Genomic DNA, 17,738 nt, shown 5'->3' on the forward strand with positions numbered 1-17,738 from the left:
GCTGCGACAACGAAATTCGGGGCGTGTCGATGCCTGCCGAACAAGGGTTCGGCATGCTGCCCCCTTTCTGTTGCAGCGGGGATTAGAGCCAGCCGGCCTTTTTGAATAGCCGGTACAGGTAAAGGCAGACGCCGACCATGACCGCGATCGCCATCGGATAGCCGTACTTCCACTCCAGCTCGGGCATGAACTTGAAATTCATGCCCCAGACGCCGGCAAAGGCGGTGAACACGGCAAAGATCGCGGCCCAGGCGGCCAGGCGCTTGTTGACTTCGCTCTCGTCGATCGAGACCATCGACAGGTTGACCTGGATCGCGGTGGCGATGGTGTCGCGGATGGTATCCAGGCGGCCGGAGATGCGGATCAGGTGGTCGTGCACGTCGCGGAAGTAATCCTGCACGCCGGCCGCCAGCGTCGGCGCACGGCCGCCCAGCAGGCGCCCGACCGCGTCCATCAGCGGCACCACGGCATGGCGCAGTTCGAGACCCTTGCGCTTGAGCTGGTACAGGCGCTCGACGTTGTTGCGCTGGGCACCGTGGGTGAAGATGCGGTCCTCGATGGTCTCGAGTTCCGATTCCAGCATGTCGACGATCGGGAAGTAGCGGTCGACCACCGCGTCCATCAGCGCATACATGACGAACGAGGAGCCCATCTTCAGCAGGTGCGGCTCGCGCTCGGCACGCGCACGCACGCCGAGGAAGTTCTTGGCGGCGTCGCGGCGCACCGACAGCACGTAGTTGGGACCGGCGAAGATCGCCAGCTCGCCGGTGAGCAGGCGGTCGCCTTCGAGGTCGACCGTGTGCACCACGGTGAACAGGCAGTCGCCGTATTCCTCGACCTTGGGGCGCTGGTGGCCACGCGCCGCGTCTTCCACCGCCAGTTCGTGCAGGTTGAACTCTTCCTGCATCTTGGCCATCTCGTCGGCGCTGGCGTCGCGCAGCGCCACCCAGACGAAGCAGCCGGGCTTGTCGAGATAGTCACTGATGTCCTCGACCGGAATGTCGGACAGCTTCTTGCCTTCCTGGTAGGCGACGCAGTTGATCAGCATGGAAATTCGTCAAAGCAGCGCTTGTTGCGCGGATGACAGAGTTTAACCCATCGCGATGGAGGCACGAAACGCGTAGGGTGGATGGCTCCACCGTTGCGCTAGCGATTTGAGTACGTGGGTGCCATCCACGCGTTCAATCGGTGCAGAGGTGACGCACATTGTTGAACGCGTGGACGGCAAGCCGTCCACCCTACGAATAAGGCCCCAGACCTTATTCGTCTTTCGCTCCATCGATCCCGAGCTCCGCGATTTTCCGGGTGATGGTGTTGCGCCCGATCCCGAGCCGGATCGCCGCATCGTTCTTGCGCCCGTGCGTGTGCTTCAGCGCGGTGCGGATCAGCGCCGACTCGAACTGTCGCCCCAGCACATCCATCACCTCGACCTGGCCGTCCGACAGCATGCGTGCCGCCTGCAGCTCCAGCAGGCCGATCCAGCCGTCTGCGCCGTTCGCCAGTACCGACCCGAAGCCGGCGCCGGCGATGCCCAGCGCGGCACCGTCGGCCCCGTTGGCGCCCATGGAACCGCTCATCGACCCATTCATGGCGCCGTTCAGGGCCGCGCTCAGGGGGCCGGCCGACGGTGCCGGCATCGCCACCGCCGCGCCCAGGCTGTTCAGGGCCGGCAGGCTTTGCTGGGCCTGGGTCAGGTCGCGCGGCAAGTCCTTGACCTCGACCGTCTGGCCCGGGGCCATCACGGTAATCCAGTTGCACAGGTTTTCCAGCTGGCGCACGTTGCCGGGCAACTCCAGGCCGGACAGGAAACGCGTCGCCTCCTCGCTCAAGCGTTTCGGTTCGACGCCCAGCTGGTGTGCACTCTGCACCAGGAAGTGGCGCACCAGAATGGGGATATCCTCACGGCGCTCGCGCAGGCTCGGCAGGCGCAGCCGGATCACGTTGAGGCGGTGGTACAAGTCTTCGCGGAACAAACCGTCGCGTACGCGCTGCTCAAGGTTCTGGTGGGTCGCCGCGATCACGCGCACGTTGGCCTTCACCGGCTGGTGGCCGCCGACGCGGTAGAAGTGGCCGTCGGACAGCACGCGCAGCAATCGCGTCTGCAGGTCGAACGGCATGTCGCCGATCTCGTCCAGGAACAGCGTGCCGTTCTCGGCCTGCTCGAAGCGGCCGCGCCGCATCGCCTGGGCGCCGGTAAAGGCGCCGCGCTCGTGGCCGAACAGCTCGGATTCCAGCAGGTCCTTCGGAATGGCCGCCGTGTTCAGCGCAATGAAGGGTTGCGCCGCACGCGGACTGTGCTTGTGCAACGCGCGCGCCACCAGTTCCTTGCCGGTCCCGCTCTCGCCGGTAATCAGTACCGTGACGTTCGATTGCGACAGGCGGCCGATGGCGCGGAACACTTCCTGCATCGCCGGTGCCTGGCCCAGGATTTCCGGGGTCTCGGTCGGCGCGATCTCGACGCTGGCTTCGCGCAGGCTTTCTTCCAACGCGCGCCGGATCAGGGCGACGGCCTTGTCGATATCGAAGGGTTTGGCGAGGTATTCGAAGGCGCCGCCCTGGAACGAGGCGACCGCCGAATCGAGGTCGGAAAAGGCGGTGATCACGATCACCGGGAGACCCGGATGGCTTTCCTTGACGGCCGCCAGCAGGTCGAGGCCGGATTCGCCCGGCATCCGGATATCCGACACCAGCACTTGCGGCGTGTCGGTTTCGAACGCGGCCAGGGCCTCGCGCCCGCTGGCAAAGCTCCGGGTTGCGAGGTTTTCACGCGCCAGGGCTTTTTCCAGCACCCAGCGGATCGATGCATCGTCGTCGACAATCCAGATTGGTTTCATTAGTTCTTGCTTCCCGCGCTAGTTCAAGGGGGACTCCTCACGTCACTCCCTCCTCCTCCGCTTATGGCAGGGGAATCAGGATGCGGAAGTCCGTTAGTCCGGGCCGGCTCTCGCACTCGATCAGGCCCATGTGCTGCTGCACGAAGGTCTGCGCCAAGGTGAGCCCGAGTCCGCTGCCGCCTTCGCGCCCCGAAACCAGGGGATAAAAGATGCGGTCGCGGATCTCGGGCGCGATGCCCGGTCCGTTATCGATGATATGCAAGTCTAATGCCAGCCCGTAACGGACCTTCGCCAGCGTGACCTGGCGCGCCACGCGCGTGCGCAATACGATCTCGGCGTTGCCATCGGCGATGCGGCCGCGCAGCGCCTGGGCGGCGTTGTGGACGATGTTCAGCACGGCCTGGATCAGTTGTTCCTTGTCGCCGCGGAATTCGGGAATCGAGGCGTCGTAGTCGCGCCGGATCGCCAGGCCCGACGGGAACTCGGCCAGCACCAGGCTGCGCACCCGTTCGCACACTTCGTGGATATTGACGTCGCCGACGATGTGCGGACGGCGGTGCGGTGCCAGCAGGCGGTCGACCAGGGTCTGCAGGCGGTCGGCTTCCTTGATGATCACTTGGGTGTATTCACGCAGGGCGTTCAGGTGGGCGTCCGGCAGCTCGAGTTCGAGCAGCTGCGCCGCGCCGCGGATGCCGCCCAGCGGGTTCTTGATCTCGTGCGCGAGATTGCGGATCAGTTCCTTGTTGGCCTGGCTCTGGTCCAGCAGGCGCTCTTCACGGTCGAGTTTCAGCTGCTGCACGTTTTCGCGCAGCTCGACCACCACTTCGGCTTCGCCGGCGGCGCTGACGATGATGTGCACGTGCAGCGGCTCGCGCGCCGGCCGGTGCAGGGTCAGGTCCTGGCGCAGGTCGGCATATTTATGGGCGGCGGCCTGCTGGCACAGCGTGCCGAGTTCCTCGCCGTTGGTGAACAGGCTGGCCAGCTTCTGGCGCGACAGCGACTTGACCGAGATCTCGAGCAGGTGCTCGGCCGCTGGATTGGCGTGGCGCACCAGGCCGCAGGCATCCACCACCAGCACGGCGGACGCGAGCAGATCGAGGCCGGCAAAGCGGTCGTTGGCGGGAGGATGGGGCGGAATGGCGTTCATGCGGCCTTGGTGTCTGCGTGCGTTGGTGTCGGCGTGTCGGCTTGTCAGCGGGTATTGGCGATCTCGCGCTTGATCGCCTCGACGTTCTTCTCGGCGCGGCCGATGTCGTCGCGCATGCCGGCCACGCGTTCCTGGTACTTCGCGTAATTCTTCTCGTTGCCCTGGCGCTCAGGTTCGCCGTTGTTGAAGTCGCGCTTCAGGTCGGCCAGCTTCTTTTCCTCGGCGCGCAGCTCTTCGTTGAGGATCTCGCGGCGGTCGTCGTCGCGCGCGCGCTGGGTGGACGTGTCCACGCGCGGGAATCCGGACGGACTGGCAGCGGCCGGACGTGGCGCGCCCTGGCGCATCGTCACTGCCGGCGACGGCGCCGGGTTCGGACGTGCCGCCTGCGGCGGCGCCGGAATATAGCCCGGCAGGTCGAGCGCCTTGCAGCCGGATTTATTGATGTCTGTGAATTCGACCCGGCCGTTCTTGTCGACGCATTTATAGACAGTGGAATCGGCGTGGGCACTGGGGTGCGCCATGGCCGCGATCAGCGTGAAGGCTGCCGCGATACCGGCCGGGCGCAAAATAAAGCTGTTGCTTGTCATCTGCATCAGGTCAGTCGACATGGGGGGTTCGAGAAACCGTAGCGAGCGGCGGCAATGTTGGCTGAGAAGCGCAGCTGTACGAAAGTACAGCGAGCATCGCAAGCCGACAGCGCAACGCGCAGTAGGTTTATCGAGCTCCCCTGTGTCTGGTTGGGAATCCACCGACTATACCCCATTCACCCGACATGCAACGAGAAACGCGGAGGAGCCTACCGGCTTTCTCCGCGTTTTTGTTACCGCAAGGATACACATTGCCGGGCTGGCATGCCAGGCCAGCAATGTGCTTCCACACAGTTATCCGATCGATTACGACGAGTAGTACATGTCGAATTCGGCCGGGTGCGGGGTCATGCGCAGACGCTGGACTTCGCCCATTTTCAGGTCGATGTAGGCGTCGATCATGCTGTCGCTGAACACGCCGCCGCGGGTCAGGAACTCGCGGTCCTTGTTCAGGGCGTCCAGCGCTTCTTCCAGCGAGGCGCACACGGTCGGGATCAGCTTGTCTTCTTCCGGCGGCAGGTGGTACAGGTCCTTGGTCGCGGCTTCGCCCGGGTGGATCTTGTTCTGGATGCCGTCCAGGCCGGCCATCAGCAGCGCGGCGAAGCACAGGTAGACGTTGGCCAGCGGGTCCGGGAAGCGGGTCTCGATGCGGCGGCCTTTCGGGTTCGCCACGTGCGGGATGCGGATCGAGGCCGAGCGGTTCTTGGCCGAGTAAGCCAGCTTGACCGGCGCTTCGTAGCCCGGCACCAGGCGCTTGTACGAGTTGGTGCCCGGGTTGGTGATCGCGTTCAGGGCCTTGGCGTGCTTGATGATGCCGCCGATGTAGAACAGGGCGGTTTCCGACAGGCCGGCATAGCCGTCGCCGGCGAACAGGTTCTTGCCGTCTTTCCAGATCGACTGGTGCACGTGCATGCCCGAGCCGTTATCGCCGTTCATCGGCTTCGGCATGAAGGTCGCGGTCTTGCCATAGCTGTGGGCCACGTTCCAGATCACGTACTTCAGGTTCTGGGTCCAGTCGGCGCGCTCGACCAGGGTCGAGAACTTGGTGCCCAGTTCCATCTGGCCGGCGCCGGCCACTTCGTGGTGGTGCACTTCGACCGGGATACCCAGCGATTCGAGGATCAGCGACATTTCCGAACGCATGTCCTGGAAGCTGTCGACCGGCGGGACCGGGAAGTAGCCGCCCTTGACGGTTGGACGGTGGCCGCTGTTGCCGCCTTCGAATTCCTTGTCGGTCGACCAGGACGCTTCTTCGGAGTCGATCTTGACGAACGAGCCCGACATGTCGATCTTCCAGCGGACCGAGTCGAAGATGAAGAATTCCGGCTCCGGGCCGAAGAATGCGGTGTCGCCGATGCCCGACGACTTCAGGTAGGCTTCGGCGCGCTTGGCGATCGAGCGCGGATCGCGGTCATAGCCCTTACCGTCCGCCGGTTCGATCACGTCGCACTGCATGAACACGGTGGTCTCTTCCATGAATGGGTCGAGGTTGGCGGTGTTCGGGTCCGGAATCAGCAGCATGTCCGATGCTTCGATGCCTTTCCAGCCGGCGATCGACGAACCGTCGAAGGCGTGGCCGGACTCGAATTTGTCAGCGTCGAAGTGCGAAATCGGCACGGTCACGTGCTGTTCCTTGCCGCGCGTATCGGCGAAGCGCAAATCAACGAACTTGACTTCGTTGTCCTTCAGCATCTGCATTACATCTGCGGCGGTCCTTGCCATTCGTGTATCTCCTAAGTGAAAAAGGGGTGCCGGCTACGTCATCGAACGTGCGGCAGCGCACTCTGTACGTAGCACTAATTGTGCCAGCACTTGATCATGAGCAAATAGATAATCCATTGTTGGAGTACGCAGGATTTGCCCATTAAAATCAACGATCCGCAGCGGGTGCACAAGTTTGATGCACACGCATGCATACGCACCAATCGGGTGCAACTTTTTTAGTATGCACCAAGTTAAAGCGGCGTGCACCAAATGTGCGAGCCCATGCAAACGGTGTTCCGCTGCGGTGCGACCCCGCCATCATAGTCGACAGGAGAACGAATGAGCACGACAGACGATATTCTCGGCACCGCGCGCAAGCGCGGCGAAGGCCAGCCCTACGCCGGCGCCGTAACCCCGCAGGAAGCCTTCGCGCTCGTGCAGGCCGATCCGCGTGTCAAGCTGGTCGACGTGCGCACGAATGCGGAGCGCGACTGGATCGGCCGCCCCGCCATCCCTGAGCCGCAGCACGGCGCGGTGCAATGGACCCTGTACCCGGGCGGCGCGCCGAACCCGGATTTCGCGACCCAGCTGCAGCAGGTGGCGGACAAGGAAGACGTGGTGCTGTTCCTGTGCCGCTCGGGCGTGCGCTCGCGCCACGCGGCGCGCGTGGCCACCGAACTCGGCTTCCAGGACGCCTACGACATCCTGGAAGGCTTCGAAGGCGACCGCGATGCCGAGGGCCACCGCAAGACCGTGGGCGGCTGGTGCAAGGCCGGGCTGCCCTGGGTCGGCGCCTGAGTGCCCCGGCGCCTGGGCGGCGCCACTTCCGGAACACATGCGTTAGCTTAGCAAAACGATATCCTTTTTTTGAAAGCTAACGAGATGACAATCCGCAACCTCCTTCCTTCCGCCCTGATCGGCGCCGTCGCCAGCGCCCGCTCGATGACGCCGATGGCCACTCTGTCCACGGCCCGCCTCGCCGGCCGCGATACGCCGGGCAGCCTGGCCCTGCTCGACCGGCCGCTGTTCAAGTACGGCGCGCTGGCAATGGGCGTGGGCGAACTGTTTGGCGACAAGATGAAATCCGCGCCCGACCGCACCGTGTTCCTCGGATTGCTGGCGCGCGTGATGAGCGCCGGGATTGCCGGTGCGGCCCTGGCCCCCAAGGGCGAGGAAAAAGCCGGCGCCGCGGTGGCGGTGGCGACCGCCGTGCCCCTCGCCTACCTGACGCTGGCCGGGCGCAAGCAGGCGATGGCGCGCATCGGCCAGACGCGCAGCGGCTTGATCGAGGACGCGCTGGTCGTGGCGGCGGGTGCGGCGATCGTGGCCCTGTCGACGCGGCCGCCGCAGGATTAACCGGCGGCAGTGCCCTGTACCCGCTGCCGCACGAAATTGATATGGCTGCGCAGCCCATACAGGGCATCCGCATACGACAGCGGAATCGAAATGTGATTCACGCGCTGCTCGATCTCGTCGAGCCGGCGTAGCAGGCCGGCGCGCACTTCGTCGCAGCGCGCCGGATCGGCGCTCTCCAAGGCCTGCTCCACCGCACGCAGCTGGCCGTACCAGCGGTACACACGCGAGCGGATGCGCCACACGTATAAAGGCGGCACCACCTTCGACAGCGGAATGATCAGCGCCGCCAGTGCCACCGCCACCACCCACAGGCGGTCGAACAGGTTCGCCAGCCAGAACGACATGTAGCGCTGCAGGAAAGGCGGGCCGTCGCGGTAGTACTTGGCGGCTTCCTTCGACACCGGGATCTCGGTATAGCGCGGCGACGGGAACTGGCCCTGCTGCTGGAACCAGCCGGTGCCGCCGTGGATCGTGGTGGCGGCATTCACGAACAGGTCGACCAGCGCCGGATGCAGCTGTTCGCGCGCGACCAGGGTCGCGGTCGGGGCGATCAGGTCGAAATCCTGCGCCGGGATATCGCGCCCGAGGTCGACGATCCCGCGCGGCAGCACCACGTGGGTCAGGAAAGGCAGGCGCCGCGTGTAGGCTTCGGCCTGGCGGAAGTCGAACAGGCGGATGCCCGGGGTCTGCAGCAGCATCTGCACCAGCGGCGCTTCCGGCGCCGAGCTGAAGACCAGGCCGTCGATGCGGCCGTCCAGCAGCGCCATCGTGGCCGGCGTGTTCTCGAGCGCGGAAATGGTCAGCTGTGCCGGTTCGACGTTGTTGGCGTCCAGCACCTGGCGGAACAGCTTGGGCACGCCGGTGCCTTCCGGGCCCAGGTTGATGCGCAGGCCCTTCAATTGCGTGAGATTGCGGATCTCGGGCTGCCGGCCTTTCTGAGCACGGAGAAACAGCCAGACCGGCTCGGTGAACAGGCTGCCGAGCGACACCAGGCCGCGCTGCCCTGCTCCTGCCGTCCCGCTCTGCACGAAGGCGATGTCGGCCTTGCCGTCGATCAGGCGCTGCAGGTTGTCCTGGGAGCCGAGCGAAGGCTGCAGCTCGACCTTGATGCCGTCGCGCGCCAGGCTGGCCGCGTACTTGCGGCCGAATTCCTCGTAGGCGCTGTTGTCCTGGCCGGTGGCCAACACCACGCGCCGCGGCGGCGCCGGGTCGACCACCACATAGGCGACGGCACAGGCGATCGCCACCAGCACGATCGTCGGTGCCGACGCAGCCAGCAGGTCGCGCAGCGACACCAGGCTGAATTTGCGCAGGGCCCGCCGTTTCATCGCTGCACCGGCTCAGGCAGGAGACCGCTCAATGCAGCCTCAATGCAGGACTTCGTCCACCACGTCGGACTTGGGACGCGGCGCGCGTTTCGGCTTGTCCGCGGCCGGCTCGTCGCTGGCCGGCTTGCGCGGCGCCGCCGGTTTGGCGTGCGCGCCTTCCGCGCCGGCGGCCTTCGGATGGACTGTCACGGCTTTCGGGTGCGTGCCCTCGCCTGCCGGCTTGGCGGCAGGCTTGGCGTCGGACGCCGGCTTGGCAGGCTTGGCGGGCTTGGCGGGCTTGGCGGGCTTGTCATGCGCCGGCACGTCGCCGGCCGGCTTGGCCGCTGCCGGCTTCGCATGCGGCAGCTCGGCATCGGCGGCCTTGGCTGCCGGCTTGGCGGCCGGTTTTGGCGCCGCCGGCACATCCACCGCCTTGGCTGCCGGCTTGGCGGCACCCTCGGCAGGCGTTGCCACATCTTCCTCCACCGGCAGCGCATCGCCTGCAGCCGCCGCGGCATCGTCACCGGTGATTGCCTGCTCCTTGTCGGTCGCCACCGCATCGGTCGGCCCGGCCGGCGCAGCCACGCCCGCACGCTCCACGTGCAGGCCCGGAATGGTGACGGTGTCCTGCTTCTCGACCATCGGCATCAGGCTCGGCGCCAGCGTCACCAGCAACTGCACCGGCAGCGCGCTGGTGAAATCGTAGTTGGCCGACTGCGGACCGTGCACGTAGGCGGTCATGCTGCCGAAGAAGCGCTCGCCGATGTTGAACACGAAGGTCGCCGAACGGTTCACGTAGCGCGATTCGATCAGGCGGTGGCCGGCGCCGTAGACGTCGAAGCGCTGGTCGCCGGTACCGGTCTTGCCGCCCATCGAGATCACGCTGCCGTCCTGCTTGACGAAGGCTTGCTTGACGCGCTTGGCGGTACCTTCCTGGGCCACGCCCTTGATGGCGTCGGCCACGGCGCGCGCCACCTCGGGGTTCAGCACTTGCTCGCCCTTTTCGGCGTCGCCGCGTTTCACCAGGGTCTCGTACGGCGTGTCCTTGGCGAAGTGCAGCGAGTCGATGCGCTGGGTCGGCTTGCGCACGCCGCCGTTGACGATGATGCCCATCAGCTCGGCCAGCGCGATCGGACGGTCGGCCGAGGCGCCCAGCGTGGTCGCGTACGACGGCACCAGTGAATCGAACGGGTAGCCCATCTTCTTCCACTGGGCGTGGATCTTGAGGAAGGCTTCGACCTCGATCAGGCCGGCGATGCGCTTGTCCTGGGCGTGCTTGCGGTGGGTCTTGAACAGCCACGAATACACTTCCTGGCGTTCTTTCACCGATGCCTTGGTGACTTCGTCCCAGCCGGCTTTCGGATGGGTGCGCAGGTAGCCGACCAGCCACAGTTCGAGCGGGTGCACCGAGGCCACGTAGCCGCGGTCGGCCAGCGACATGTTGGCCGGGGCGTACTGGTCGTACATCTTGGCGATGCGTTCCTCGTCGACTTCGCTGTCGGCCGGCAGGTAGCTGTGCAGGAACTTGCTGAACTCGGCCAGCGAGGCTTCCGGATGGATGGTACGGTGGACCGCCGCCAGCTTGGACGCGCGGATGCGCACGCCCTGCATCAGCGCCGGTTCGACTTCCGCCGGCGCCATCACGCGGTACTTGTTCCAGAAGCGCGCCAGGAAGTCCTTGCCTTCGCGGTCGGCGAAGCGCGACAGGTATTCGGCGCGGCGCGGATCGTCGGCGTCGGCCAGCAGCTGGGCCGAGGAGCCCGGCAGCTGGAACATGTAATAGCGCACCACGTCGCGCATCAGACGCACGAACAGCAGGTTGGTCGAGTTCTGCAGGCCCTGCTGCACGGTCAGGATGCGCGAATCGTCCAGCTTGCTGAAGTTGCCGAAGGTGTGGACGCCGCCGCCGGTGAAGAAGGCTTCGCCCGGGTTGCCGGAATACTTGCGCTCCATGGCCGCGTGCAGCATCGGGCTCAAGCCGCGGTCGGCGCCTGCCGGCAGCGTCGAGAAGTACTCGACCGCCCATTGCGACAGCCGGTCCTTCGGATCGACGTTCACCTTCGCCAGCTCCGATTTCGACATCGGCTCGTAGCGCTTGTGCAACTGATCGACGATGTCGAGGTAGGTCGTCAGCGTGCGCAGCTTGGCGGTCGAACCCAGGTCCAGCTTGGCGCCTTCGTTGATGTCGAGCGGCTGGTCGTAGTTGTCGGTCTGGACGCGCAGGTAGTTCACCTTGTCGCCGCGTTCCATCAGCGTGAAGCTGTACACGACCTTGGACGGGTCGCCGTTGCCGAGCATGCCCTTGCCGGTGAGGCCGGCGGCGGCCGCCGCTTCGTTGTCGGTCAGGCGGCGCAGCGCGGCGGTGACGGCCTTCTGGGCGTCGGCGTCGAGCGTGGTCTTGACCGTCAGGTCGAGGCGGTCGAGGTTGTACAGGCGCGAGTCGCCCAGCAGGTTGGCCAGGTGGTTGCGCACCGCGTTGGCGGCCTTGCGGGTAACAAACGTGTTGGCCGGCGGCGGCGCCACGCCCGAGCCCAGCGCCGGGTGCAGCACCACGGCGGTGGCGGCGTCGCGCAGCGCCGGCGAAATGACGCCGGCCTGGGCCAGCACGCGCAGGTGACTGTTGGTGAGCGTTTCGAGGTCCTTCTCGCCGGCGCCCAGATAATATGCCGGTCGGCGCTGCGCGATCATCAGGGACAGCGCTTCCTTGTATACCAGCGCATATTCGGGCGTGACGGCATTGGTGGCGAGGATCTTGTTCATGGACGCGAAATCGCGGCCGTACCAGACCCACATGCCGTCGCCGATGCCGTTCACTTCGCCGTAGCCCAGCTTGGCCGACAGCGGCACCGTGTTCAGGTACTCGAGCACGATGCGGCGGCGCGCCTTGCTGGTGTCTTCGCCGTCTTCATAGGCGCGCAGCGTGGCCGAGGCCATCTGGCGCAGCTTGTCGGTGGTGGAGGCGGTGCGGCCTTCCGGCGAGTGGCGGTATTTTTCGATCTGGGTCGCCAGCGTACTGCCGCCGGCCACGCGCGAACCGCTGCCCAGGCCGACCGAGTGGAGGGTCTTGTCGAACACCGCCTTCGAGAAGCGGTCCCACTCCACCGCCGGATTGCGCTTCGGGTAGGTGGTGTCGAGCAGCTCGCGGTTCTCGATGAACAGCAGGCTTTGCACCAGCAGCGAAGGCGCCGCTTCGAAATTGTCGTACAGGCGTTCCGGGAAGCGCGCCGAGAACAGCGGCTCGCCGCCGTTGTCGAGGATATCGAGGCCCGCGCGGGTCTTTTCGCGGTAGGTGGCGAACACGCCGTGGCCGGCCAGTTCCAGCATCTTGGGCGACATGCGCGCCTGCGACGCGACCACGTAGTCGCGCGTCTTCAGCTTGGCCAGGTAGTTGGGCAGGTTCGAGTAGCCGAGCCGCTCGTCGTAGGGGCTGGCGGTCGGAAAGCGGATCGCATCGCTGGGGCCCGGCTGCACGCGGTAGCTGATCTTCTTGGCCATGTTGGCGAAGAACCTGGCCTGCAGCGTCGAGGTGCGGCTTTCGTAGACGGCCAGGCCGGAAGCGGCGGCGACCGCGATCAGCAGCAGCACCAGCAGCGCGCGCCGGGCGCGGCGCCAGCGCGGCCGGGTCGGCGGCGCCGGCGGCGGCTCCATGCCGGACGAACCGGCATCCCCGGGAATCGGATCGTCGAGCCGGGGCTCGCGCACGGGTTCGAAGACGGGTTCGATGCGCTGCGGCGCTTCGCGCAGCGGCACATCCTGCTCGGCGGCCATGGCGGGGACGCCGGCCAGGATGGGTTGACCCGGCTGGGCTGCACCGAGGATGCGGCGCAGGGCGCGGGCGATGCTACGAGGCCGTCGGAGACGGCGGATACTTTCCATGATGGCTCAACCGGTTAATTCATTCGGGATCGTAAAACCTGCGGTAGTTCGGGGTCCCTTGCCTGCAATTCCCGCCAACCGGCGCGCCCACGCTTGCTGGTCGTTTCGAGTGTTCGAGGTCGTCAAAAAGTTCACAATGTCGGGCGTCACCGAGGCCGGAACATGGGCCAAAGCACGCTGCTCACAGACATCATTCCACCACATCAATGTGACGGACAGGAACCGCTCACGCAGTTTTTTGACGCCGTCCGTGTATTTTCGCAAAAAAACAACGGCTCAGTTTGCAACACCGTACCCGCTCCGCAACGCGGGCTCAGCCTAGTCCTACACGGGTGTGTATTCCGCTGCAACACGATCGAGTTCGGCCTGCATTTCATCGAAGGCGGCCGCCACTTGTTCCGGTTCTCCCTTCACGCCCAGCTCGATGTGGCGGCGCGTCTGGGCGTCGCCGACGCTCGGCAGGCTGAACACGCGGATGCCCGGATACCGCGCTTCCAGGGTTTCCATCAGCGGGGTCAGCAGCGACTCGGGCTGCTCATAAACCAGCAGTGCGCGCTCGGCGCGGGCTTCGCGGTGGAACTGGTCGGCGTACAAGTTATCCAGTACCCAGGCGATCATCGGCCAAGCCATCACCGGGAAGCCCGGTACGAAGTGATGGTGGGCAATTGTAAAACCAGGGATGCGATTATACGGGTTCGGGATCAGGCGGCTGCCTGCCGGGAACTCGGCCATTTTCAGGCGCTGCAGGTTGTCCGGGGCATCCAGGTCGGCTTCGCGCCCGGCCTCGCGCGCGGTCTCGCGGATGCGCTCCTGCACCAGCAGCTTTCCTTCCGGATGCAGCTCGAGCGGCACGCCGAGCGCCGCCGCCGCGCACTGGCGGGTATGGTCGTCCGGCGTGGCGCCGATTCCGCCGCAGGAAAACACGACGTCCGGTCCGGCCAGCGTGCGCCGCAGGGTTGCCGTAATGCGCGCCGGATCGTCGCCGACGATCTCGGCCCAGGCCAGCTGCAGGCCGCGTTCGCCCAGCAGTTCGATCACCTTGGGCAGGTGCTTGTCGCTGCGTTTGCCGGACAGGATCTCGTCGCCGATGATAATGAGGCCGAATGCCATTGCCGTTCCTTCCTTCTTGCGGTTGATGGAAATGAAATGGCTTCAGTGTGCCACGAAGCCTTTGCAGGCCGCGCGGCGTTCGTTCAGGCTTTCGGGACCACGGTGCCGCTACCGGCGCGCAGGTCGGCCAGCGCCTGCAGGCAGTAATACTGGAACCACAGGCCGGTGAAGATGAAGATCACCAGGTACAGCCAGATCGACAGCACCGCCAGCACCGGGAACAGCACCACCGAGATCAGCGCGCCGCCGATCCATACCACGCCCGGCAACGCGCCGAGCAGGCCGGAGATGGTGCCGATCAGGAGCAGCTGGCGCCTCCGCGCCGCCACGATGGCCAGGCGTTCCTCGCGGCTGGCGTGGATCGAGAGCGCGTCGTAGCTCATCACGCGCGCGGTCAGCCAGCCCCACAGCACGGCCTGCACCAGCAGCGCCAGCGGCGCCAGCGCGTACAGCGGCAGGGTCACGAGCCACAGCAGGGCAAACACGACGATGCCGGACAGGTTGACGCCCAGGCTGCCGAGGAAGCTGCCGCCCTCGCGCCGCTCCAGGTCCGGGAACTGGACCCGGCTGACGTGGCGCGCGATGGCCGGCATGGCGCCGACGCCGATGAACAGCAGCGAGGTGACGATCATCAGCGGCAGCAGCACCAGCATCGCCACCAGCGGCACGACCAGCGTCTTCAGGAAGCCGAGGCCGAGCGAGGCCAGCACGCTGCCGCTGGTCTTGAACAGGTCGTAATCGTGGAACAGGCCGGTCAGGCTGTCGAGCAGCGGCTGCATGCCGGCGTACAGCAGGCCGCCCCACAGCGCCAGCGACAGCAGCAGCGGCACCACCGACAGCAACAGCATGCGGCGCGAGAACTGCGAGCGCAGCGCGCGCCCGTAAGCGACGGCGATCGGGCGCATCATGAGGCTTTGCGGCGGTCGTGGCGCAAGACGCGCACCGCCTCCCCCATCCGCACCAGGCCGAGCCACTGCTGGCGCCAGAAACCGCGGCCGTAGTCGCGTCCCGCGCGCACCGTGCCGTCCGGGAGGGTGCGCTCGAACTGGTCGCGTACGCCGGTGCCGTGCCAGCCCTTGTCGAAATTGGCGGTGCCGAACAGGATGTCCCACACCGGCAGCAGCACGCCGAAATTGCAGCCGCCCAGCGACCCCTGGCCGCGCGACTCGTGTCCGACGCCGATGGCGTGGTGGGTGCGATGGAAGCGCGGCGAAATCAGGAGACGCTCGCCGATGGCGCCGAAGTGAAGGCGCACGTTCGCGTGCTGCAGCGATTGCAGCGAGCGCGACACGGCCACCAGCAGCACGTACTGCCCCGGCGCGACGCCGATCGCCAGCGCCAGCACGGCCATGTAGACGTCGCGCAGCAGGTCGTCCAGCAGGTGGTTCCGGTTGTCGCTCCACAGGTTCATGTTGCGCTGGCTGTGGTGCAGGCTGTGCAGCGCCCACCACCAGCGGAACTTGTGCTGGCCGCGGTGGAACCAGTAGTCGAAGAAATCGAGCACCACCAAGTACAGCATGAAGCTGGCCAGCGGGGGCATCCCGGCCACCAGCGATTCCAGGTTGAACGGGTGCACGCCCTCCATGCGCAGCAAGCCGGCCACGTGGTCCATGACGGGATCGAGCGTGAAGAACACCGCCATCGTGAACAGGCCGAGGCGGTGGATCAGGGTGTAGATGAAATCGTTCAGGCGCGCGTGGCGGTCGGTCATCCGCTGCGCCGGGAACAGGGCTTCGAGCGGGCGCAGTACCAGGTACAGGGCCGCGACTTCGCAGGCGCCGGTGAGGAACCACTCGACGCCTTCGAAGGCGTCCTCGGTGTACTCACCGAGGCCGGTATGAAACAGGATGGGTTCGACCACGCTCTCGAACAGCCAGCCCTGGAGGAATGCGAACCAATCGAGGAAATGCTGGATCATGATGATGTATTACGAAATTTCTAAGGCCGGACATCCGGATGCTCGCGCAGTGTAGCGAAACAGAAGCCTTTCTGCTGCAGACCTGTAATCAGGGGGTCGAGGTTGGCCGGCATCCACGGGTCCTTGCGCGACCAGATGCCCATGTGGGCCATGAAGATGTCGCCATCCTTCAGGTTGTCGAGGGCGCGCTTGAGCAGCAGCGCGTTCGGGTAGACGTCGCTATTGGTCTCGTCGCCCGAGAAGCCGGCCTTGGCCCAGCCCACGTGTTTGTAGCCGCAGCTTTTGGCGGCGGCCAGGATGTTGGGCGACGAGTGGCCGCCCGGGGTGCGGAAGATCGGGTCGATGTGGTGCCCGGTCAGCTCGACGAAACGGGTGTCGACGCGGCGCAATTCGTCGCAGTACTGCTGCGCGCTCCAGGTCTGCGTCTTGCCGGCGTGCTGGCCGAACTGCGGCCGCACCTTGATCCTGCCGCCGGCGTCGTCGGCGCGGAAGTAGACGTGGTCGAAGGTATGGGTACCGAAGGCATGGCCCTCGGCCACCCGCGCCTTCCAGTAGCCGGACCAGGCGGGATCCAGCGACCAGTCGCCGCGCACCGTCTTTTCGTTGGCCAGGAAGAAGGTGGCCTTGACGTGATGCCTGCGCAGCGTGTCGGCGATCAGCTCGGCCTGCGACTGGCTGCCGGTGTCGAAGGTCAGGTAGATCGTGCCTTTGCAAACGTCCGCCGCGAACGCCGGCGTCGAGAGCACGGCGGCCAGCAGCAGTGCCGCCTTGTGCCGGCGCCCCGCCATCACATCCTCGGCGCCGAGTTGGCGAAGAACACGCCGTGCGGCGAGCGTCCCACCGGGATCGTCTTGATCACCTTGCGGCTGGCGACGTCGATCACGGCCACCTTCTTGATCCAGCGCTGGGTCACCCACAGGGTCTTGCCGTCGGCGGACAGTTCCATGCAGTCCGGACCGCCCGGCACCGGGATCATGCCGACGTTCTCCAGCGTGACCTGGTCGATGATGTTGATCGAGTTCTGCACCCGGTTCGACACGAAGATGTGGCGCTTGTTGCCGAGCGCGCGGAAGTTGTGGGCGCCGTTGCCGGTCTTGATGCGCTTGACGGTCTTGGCGGCGCGCCAGTCGATCACCTCCACGTAGTCGCTGCCCATGATCCCGACCAGCAGGTGCCTGTCGTCCGGGGTCATGGTGATGCCGGCCGGGAGCTTGCCGACCGGAAGCGTCCACTTGATGGCGCCGGTCTTGAGGTCGACCGCGCTGACCTGGTCGCTGCCCTGGCGCGTGATGAAGGCGGTGGTGCTGGCGGCGTCGAAGGCGATGTGGCTCGGCATGCGCGGCATCGGCACGCGGCGGCTCAACACGAAATTGCCGTTCACGTACTGGTAGATGTCGATGCGGTCGAGGCGCAGCGCGGTCGAGACGAACCACTTCTGGTCCGGCGAGAAGCCGATCTGGTACGGGTCGAGCACGTCCGACACCTTGCGCTGGATCTTGCCGGTAATGGGGTCCAGGAAAATCAGTTCGTTGCCCACCGAGCTGGCCACGATCAGCGACTTGTTGTCCGGCGTCGCCATCAGGTGGTGCGGCTCCTTGCCAACCGCGAAAGTGCCTTGATCGGCGCCGCTGGCCTGGTCCAGCAGCTGGACGGTGGCATCGCGCGAATTCAGCACGACGACGACGTTGGCCTGTGCGGATTGCACGGCGGTCAACAGGCAGGCGGCGGAGAGGAAGAGCGTACGGAAACGGCGCAGCATGACGGTGGAAGCCTGGAGGTGGAAAGCTATTATTCTACGGGGAAACGTTACGGCGACATGACCGGTTCGCCTGAATTCAAGAGTTTATGTACATATTCGGCGCGCCGCCGCAACACAGTGGAAAACCCGTTAATAGCGCT

Annotated in this window: 13 protein-coding genes and 1 pseudogene; 2 read left to right on the forward strand and 12 right to left on the reverse strand. The window is 65.8% G+C overall.

Annotation, left to right across the window (positions count from 1 at the left end; all coding sequences use genetic code 11):
* Positions 1–82: 82 nt before the first annotated feature.
* The 5 genes from corA to glnA all read right to left on the reverse strand — a co-directional run bounded on the left by corA (position 83) and on the right by glnA (position 6,290).
* Positions 83–1,048 (reverse strand): magnesium/cobalt transporter CorA, encoded by a 966-nt coding sequence (gene corA / locus U1H99_RS16860; RefSeq protein ID WP_323142883.1) that lies wholly within the window; start codon positions 1,046–1,048, stop codon positions 83–85.
* 211 nt (positions 1,049–1,259) lie between these two features.
* Positions 1,260–2,834: a nitrogen regulation protein NR(I) gene (ntrC, locus tag U1H99_RS16865; protein ID WP_323142884.1), complete on the reverse strand. Its 1,575-nt coding sequence runs from the start codon at positions 2,832–2,834 to the stop codon at positions 1,260–1,262.
* Between the two features lie 61 nt (positions 2,835–2,895).
* On the reverse strand, positions 2,896–3,981 hold the full coding sequence (gene glnL / locus U1H99_RS16870; RefSeq protein ID WP_323142885.1) for a nitrogen regulation protein NR(II): 1,086 nt from the start codon (positions 3,979–3,981) through the stop codon (positions 2,896–2,898).
* Between the two features lie 44 nt (positions 3,982–4,025).
* Positions 4,026–4,589 (reverse strand): DUF4124 domain-containing protein, encoded by a 564-nt coding sequence (locus tag U1H99_RS16875; protein WP_375341623.1) that lies wholly within the window; start codon positions 4,587–4,589, stop codon positions 4,026–4,028.
* 285 nt (positions 4,590–4,874) lie between these two features.
* Positions 4,875–6,290 carry a type I glutamate--ammonia ligase gene (glnA, locus tag U1H99_RS16880; RefSeq protein ID WP_141838187.1) on the reverse strand — a complete coding sequence of 472 codons (1,416 nt, stop codon included), beginning with the start codon at positions 6,288–6,290 and terminating at the stop codon, positions 4,875–4,877.
* A gap of 321 nt (positions 6,291–6,611) precedes the next feature.
* Here glnA and U1H99_RS16885 point away from each other — a divergent pair, with 321 nt between their 5' ends.
* Together U1H99_RS16885 and U1H99_RS16890 are read left to right on the forward strand one after the other, a co-directional pair.
* Positions 6,612–7,070 (forward strand): rhodanese-like domain-containing protein, encoded by a 459-nt coding sequence (locus U1H99_RS16885; protein WP_323142886.1) that lies wholly within the window; start codon positions 6,612–6,614, stop codon positions 7,068–7,070.
* Between the two features lie 84 nt (positions 7,071–7,154).
* Positions 7,155–7,628, forward strand: a complete 474-nt coding sequence (locus U1H99_RS16890) for a hypothetical protein (RefSeq protein WP_323142887.1) — start codon at positions 7,155–7,157, stop codon at positions 7,626–7,628.
* On the opposite strand, the gene U1H99_RS16895 is transcribed toward U1H99_RS16890, so the two are convergent.
* The 7 genes and pseudogenes from U1H99_RS16895 to U1H99_RS16925 all read right to left on the reverse strand — a co-directional run bounded on the left by U1H99_RS16895 (position 7,625) and on the right by U1H99_RS16925 (position 17,628).
* The gene (locus tag U1H99_RS16895) at positions 7,625–8,956 is read right to left on the reverse strand and encodes a TAXI family TRAP transporter solute-binding subunit (RefSeq protein ID WP_323142888.1); all 1,332 of its coding nucleotides are present in this window, start codon (positions 8,954–8,956) and stop codon (positions 7,625–7,627) included. The genes U1H99_RS16890 and U1H99_RS16895 overlap by 4 nt on opposite strands.
* 585 nt (positions 8,957–9,541) lie before the next feature.
* Positions 9,542–12,583: pseudogene (locus U1H99_RS16900) on the reverse strand (transglycosylase domain-containing protein); the annotation flags it as partial.
* 552 nt (positions 12,584–13,135) lie between these two features.
* Positions 13,136–13,921, reverse strand: coding sequence for a competence/damage-inducible protein A (locus tag U1H99_RS16905; RefSeq protein WP_323142890.1), 786 nt, complete (start codon positions 13,919–13,921; stop codon positions 13,136–13,138).
* A gap of 83 nt (positions 13,922–14,004) precedes the next feature.
* A complete protein-coding gene (locus U1H99_RS16910) occupies positions 14,005–14,829 on the reverse strand; it encodes an EI24 domain-containing protein (RefSeq protein ID WP_323142891.1) in 825 nt (274 codons plus the stop codon).
* Positions 14,826–15,839 carry a sterol desaturase family protein gene (locus U1H99_RS16915; RefSeq protein WP_323142892.1) on the reverse strand — a complete coding sequence of 338 codons (1,014 nt, stop codon included), beginning with the start codon at positions 15,837–15,839 and terminating at the stop codon, positions 14,826–14,828. Before U1H99_RS16915 ends, U1H99_RS16910 begins: the two co-directional genes overlap by 4 nt.
* A 20-nt stretch (positions 15,840–15,859) precedes the next feature.
* Entirely contained in the window at positions 15,860–16,627 is a 768-nt protein-coding gene (locus tag U1H99_RS16920; protein WP_323142893.1) for a polysaccharide deacetylase family protein, read from the reverse strand.
* Entirely contained in the window at positions 16,627–17,628 is a 1,002-nt protein-coding gene (locus tag U1H99_RS16925; protein ID WP_323143263.1) for a YVTN family beta-propeller repeat protein, read from the reverse strand. Before U1H99_RS16925 ends, U1H99_RS16920 begins: the two co-directional genes overlap by 1 nt.
* Positions 17,629–17,738 lie beyond the last annotated feature (110 nt).

The sequence above is a fragment of the Massilia phyllosphaerae genome, from assembly GCF_034659755.1.
GTDB classification, from domain to species: Bacteria; Pseudomonadota; Gammaproteobacteria; order Burkholderiales; family Burkholderiaceae_D; genus Telluria; species Telluria phyllosphaerae.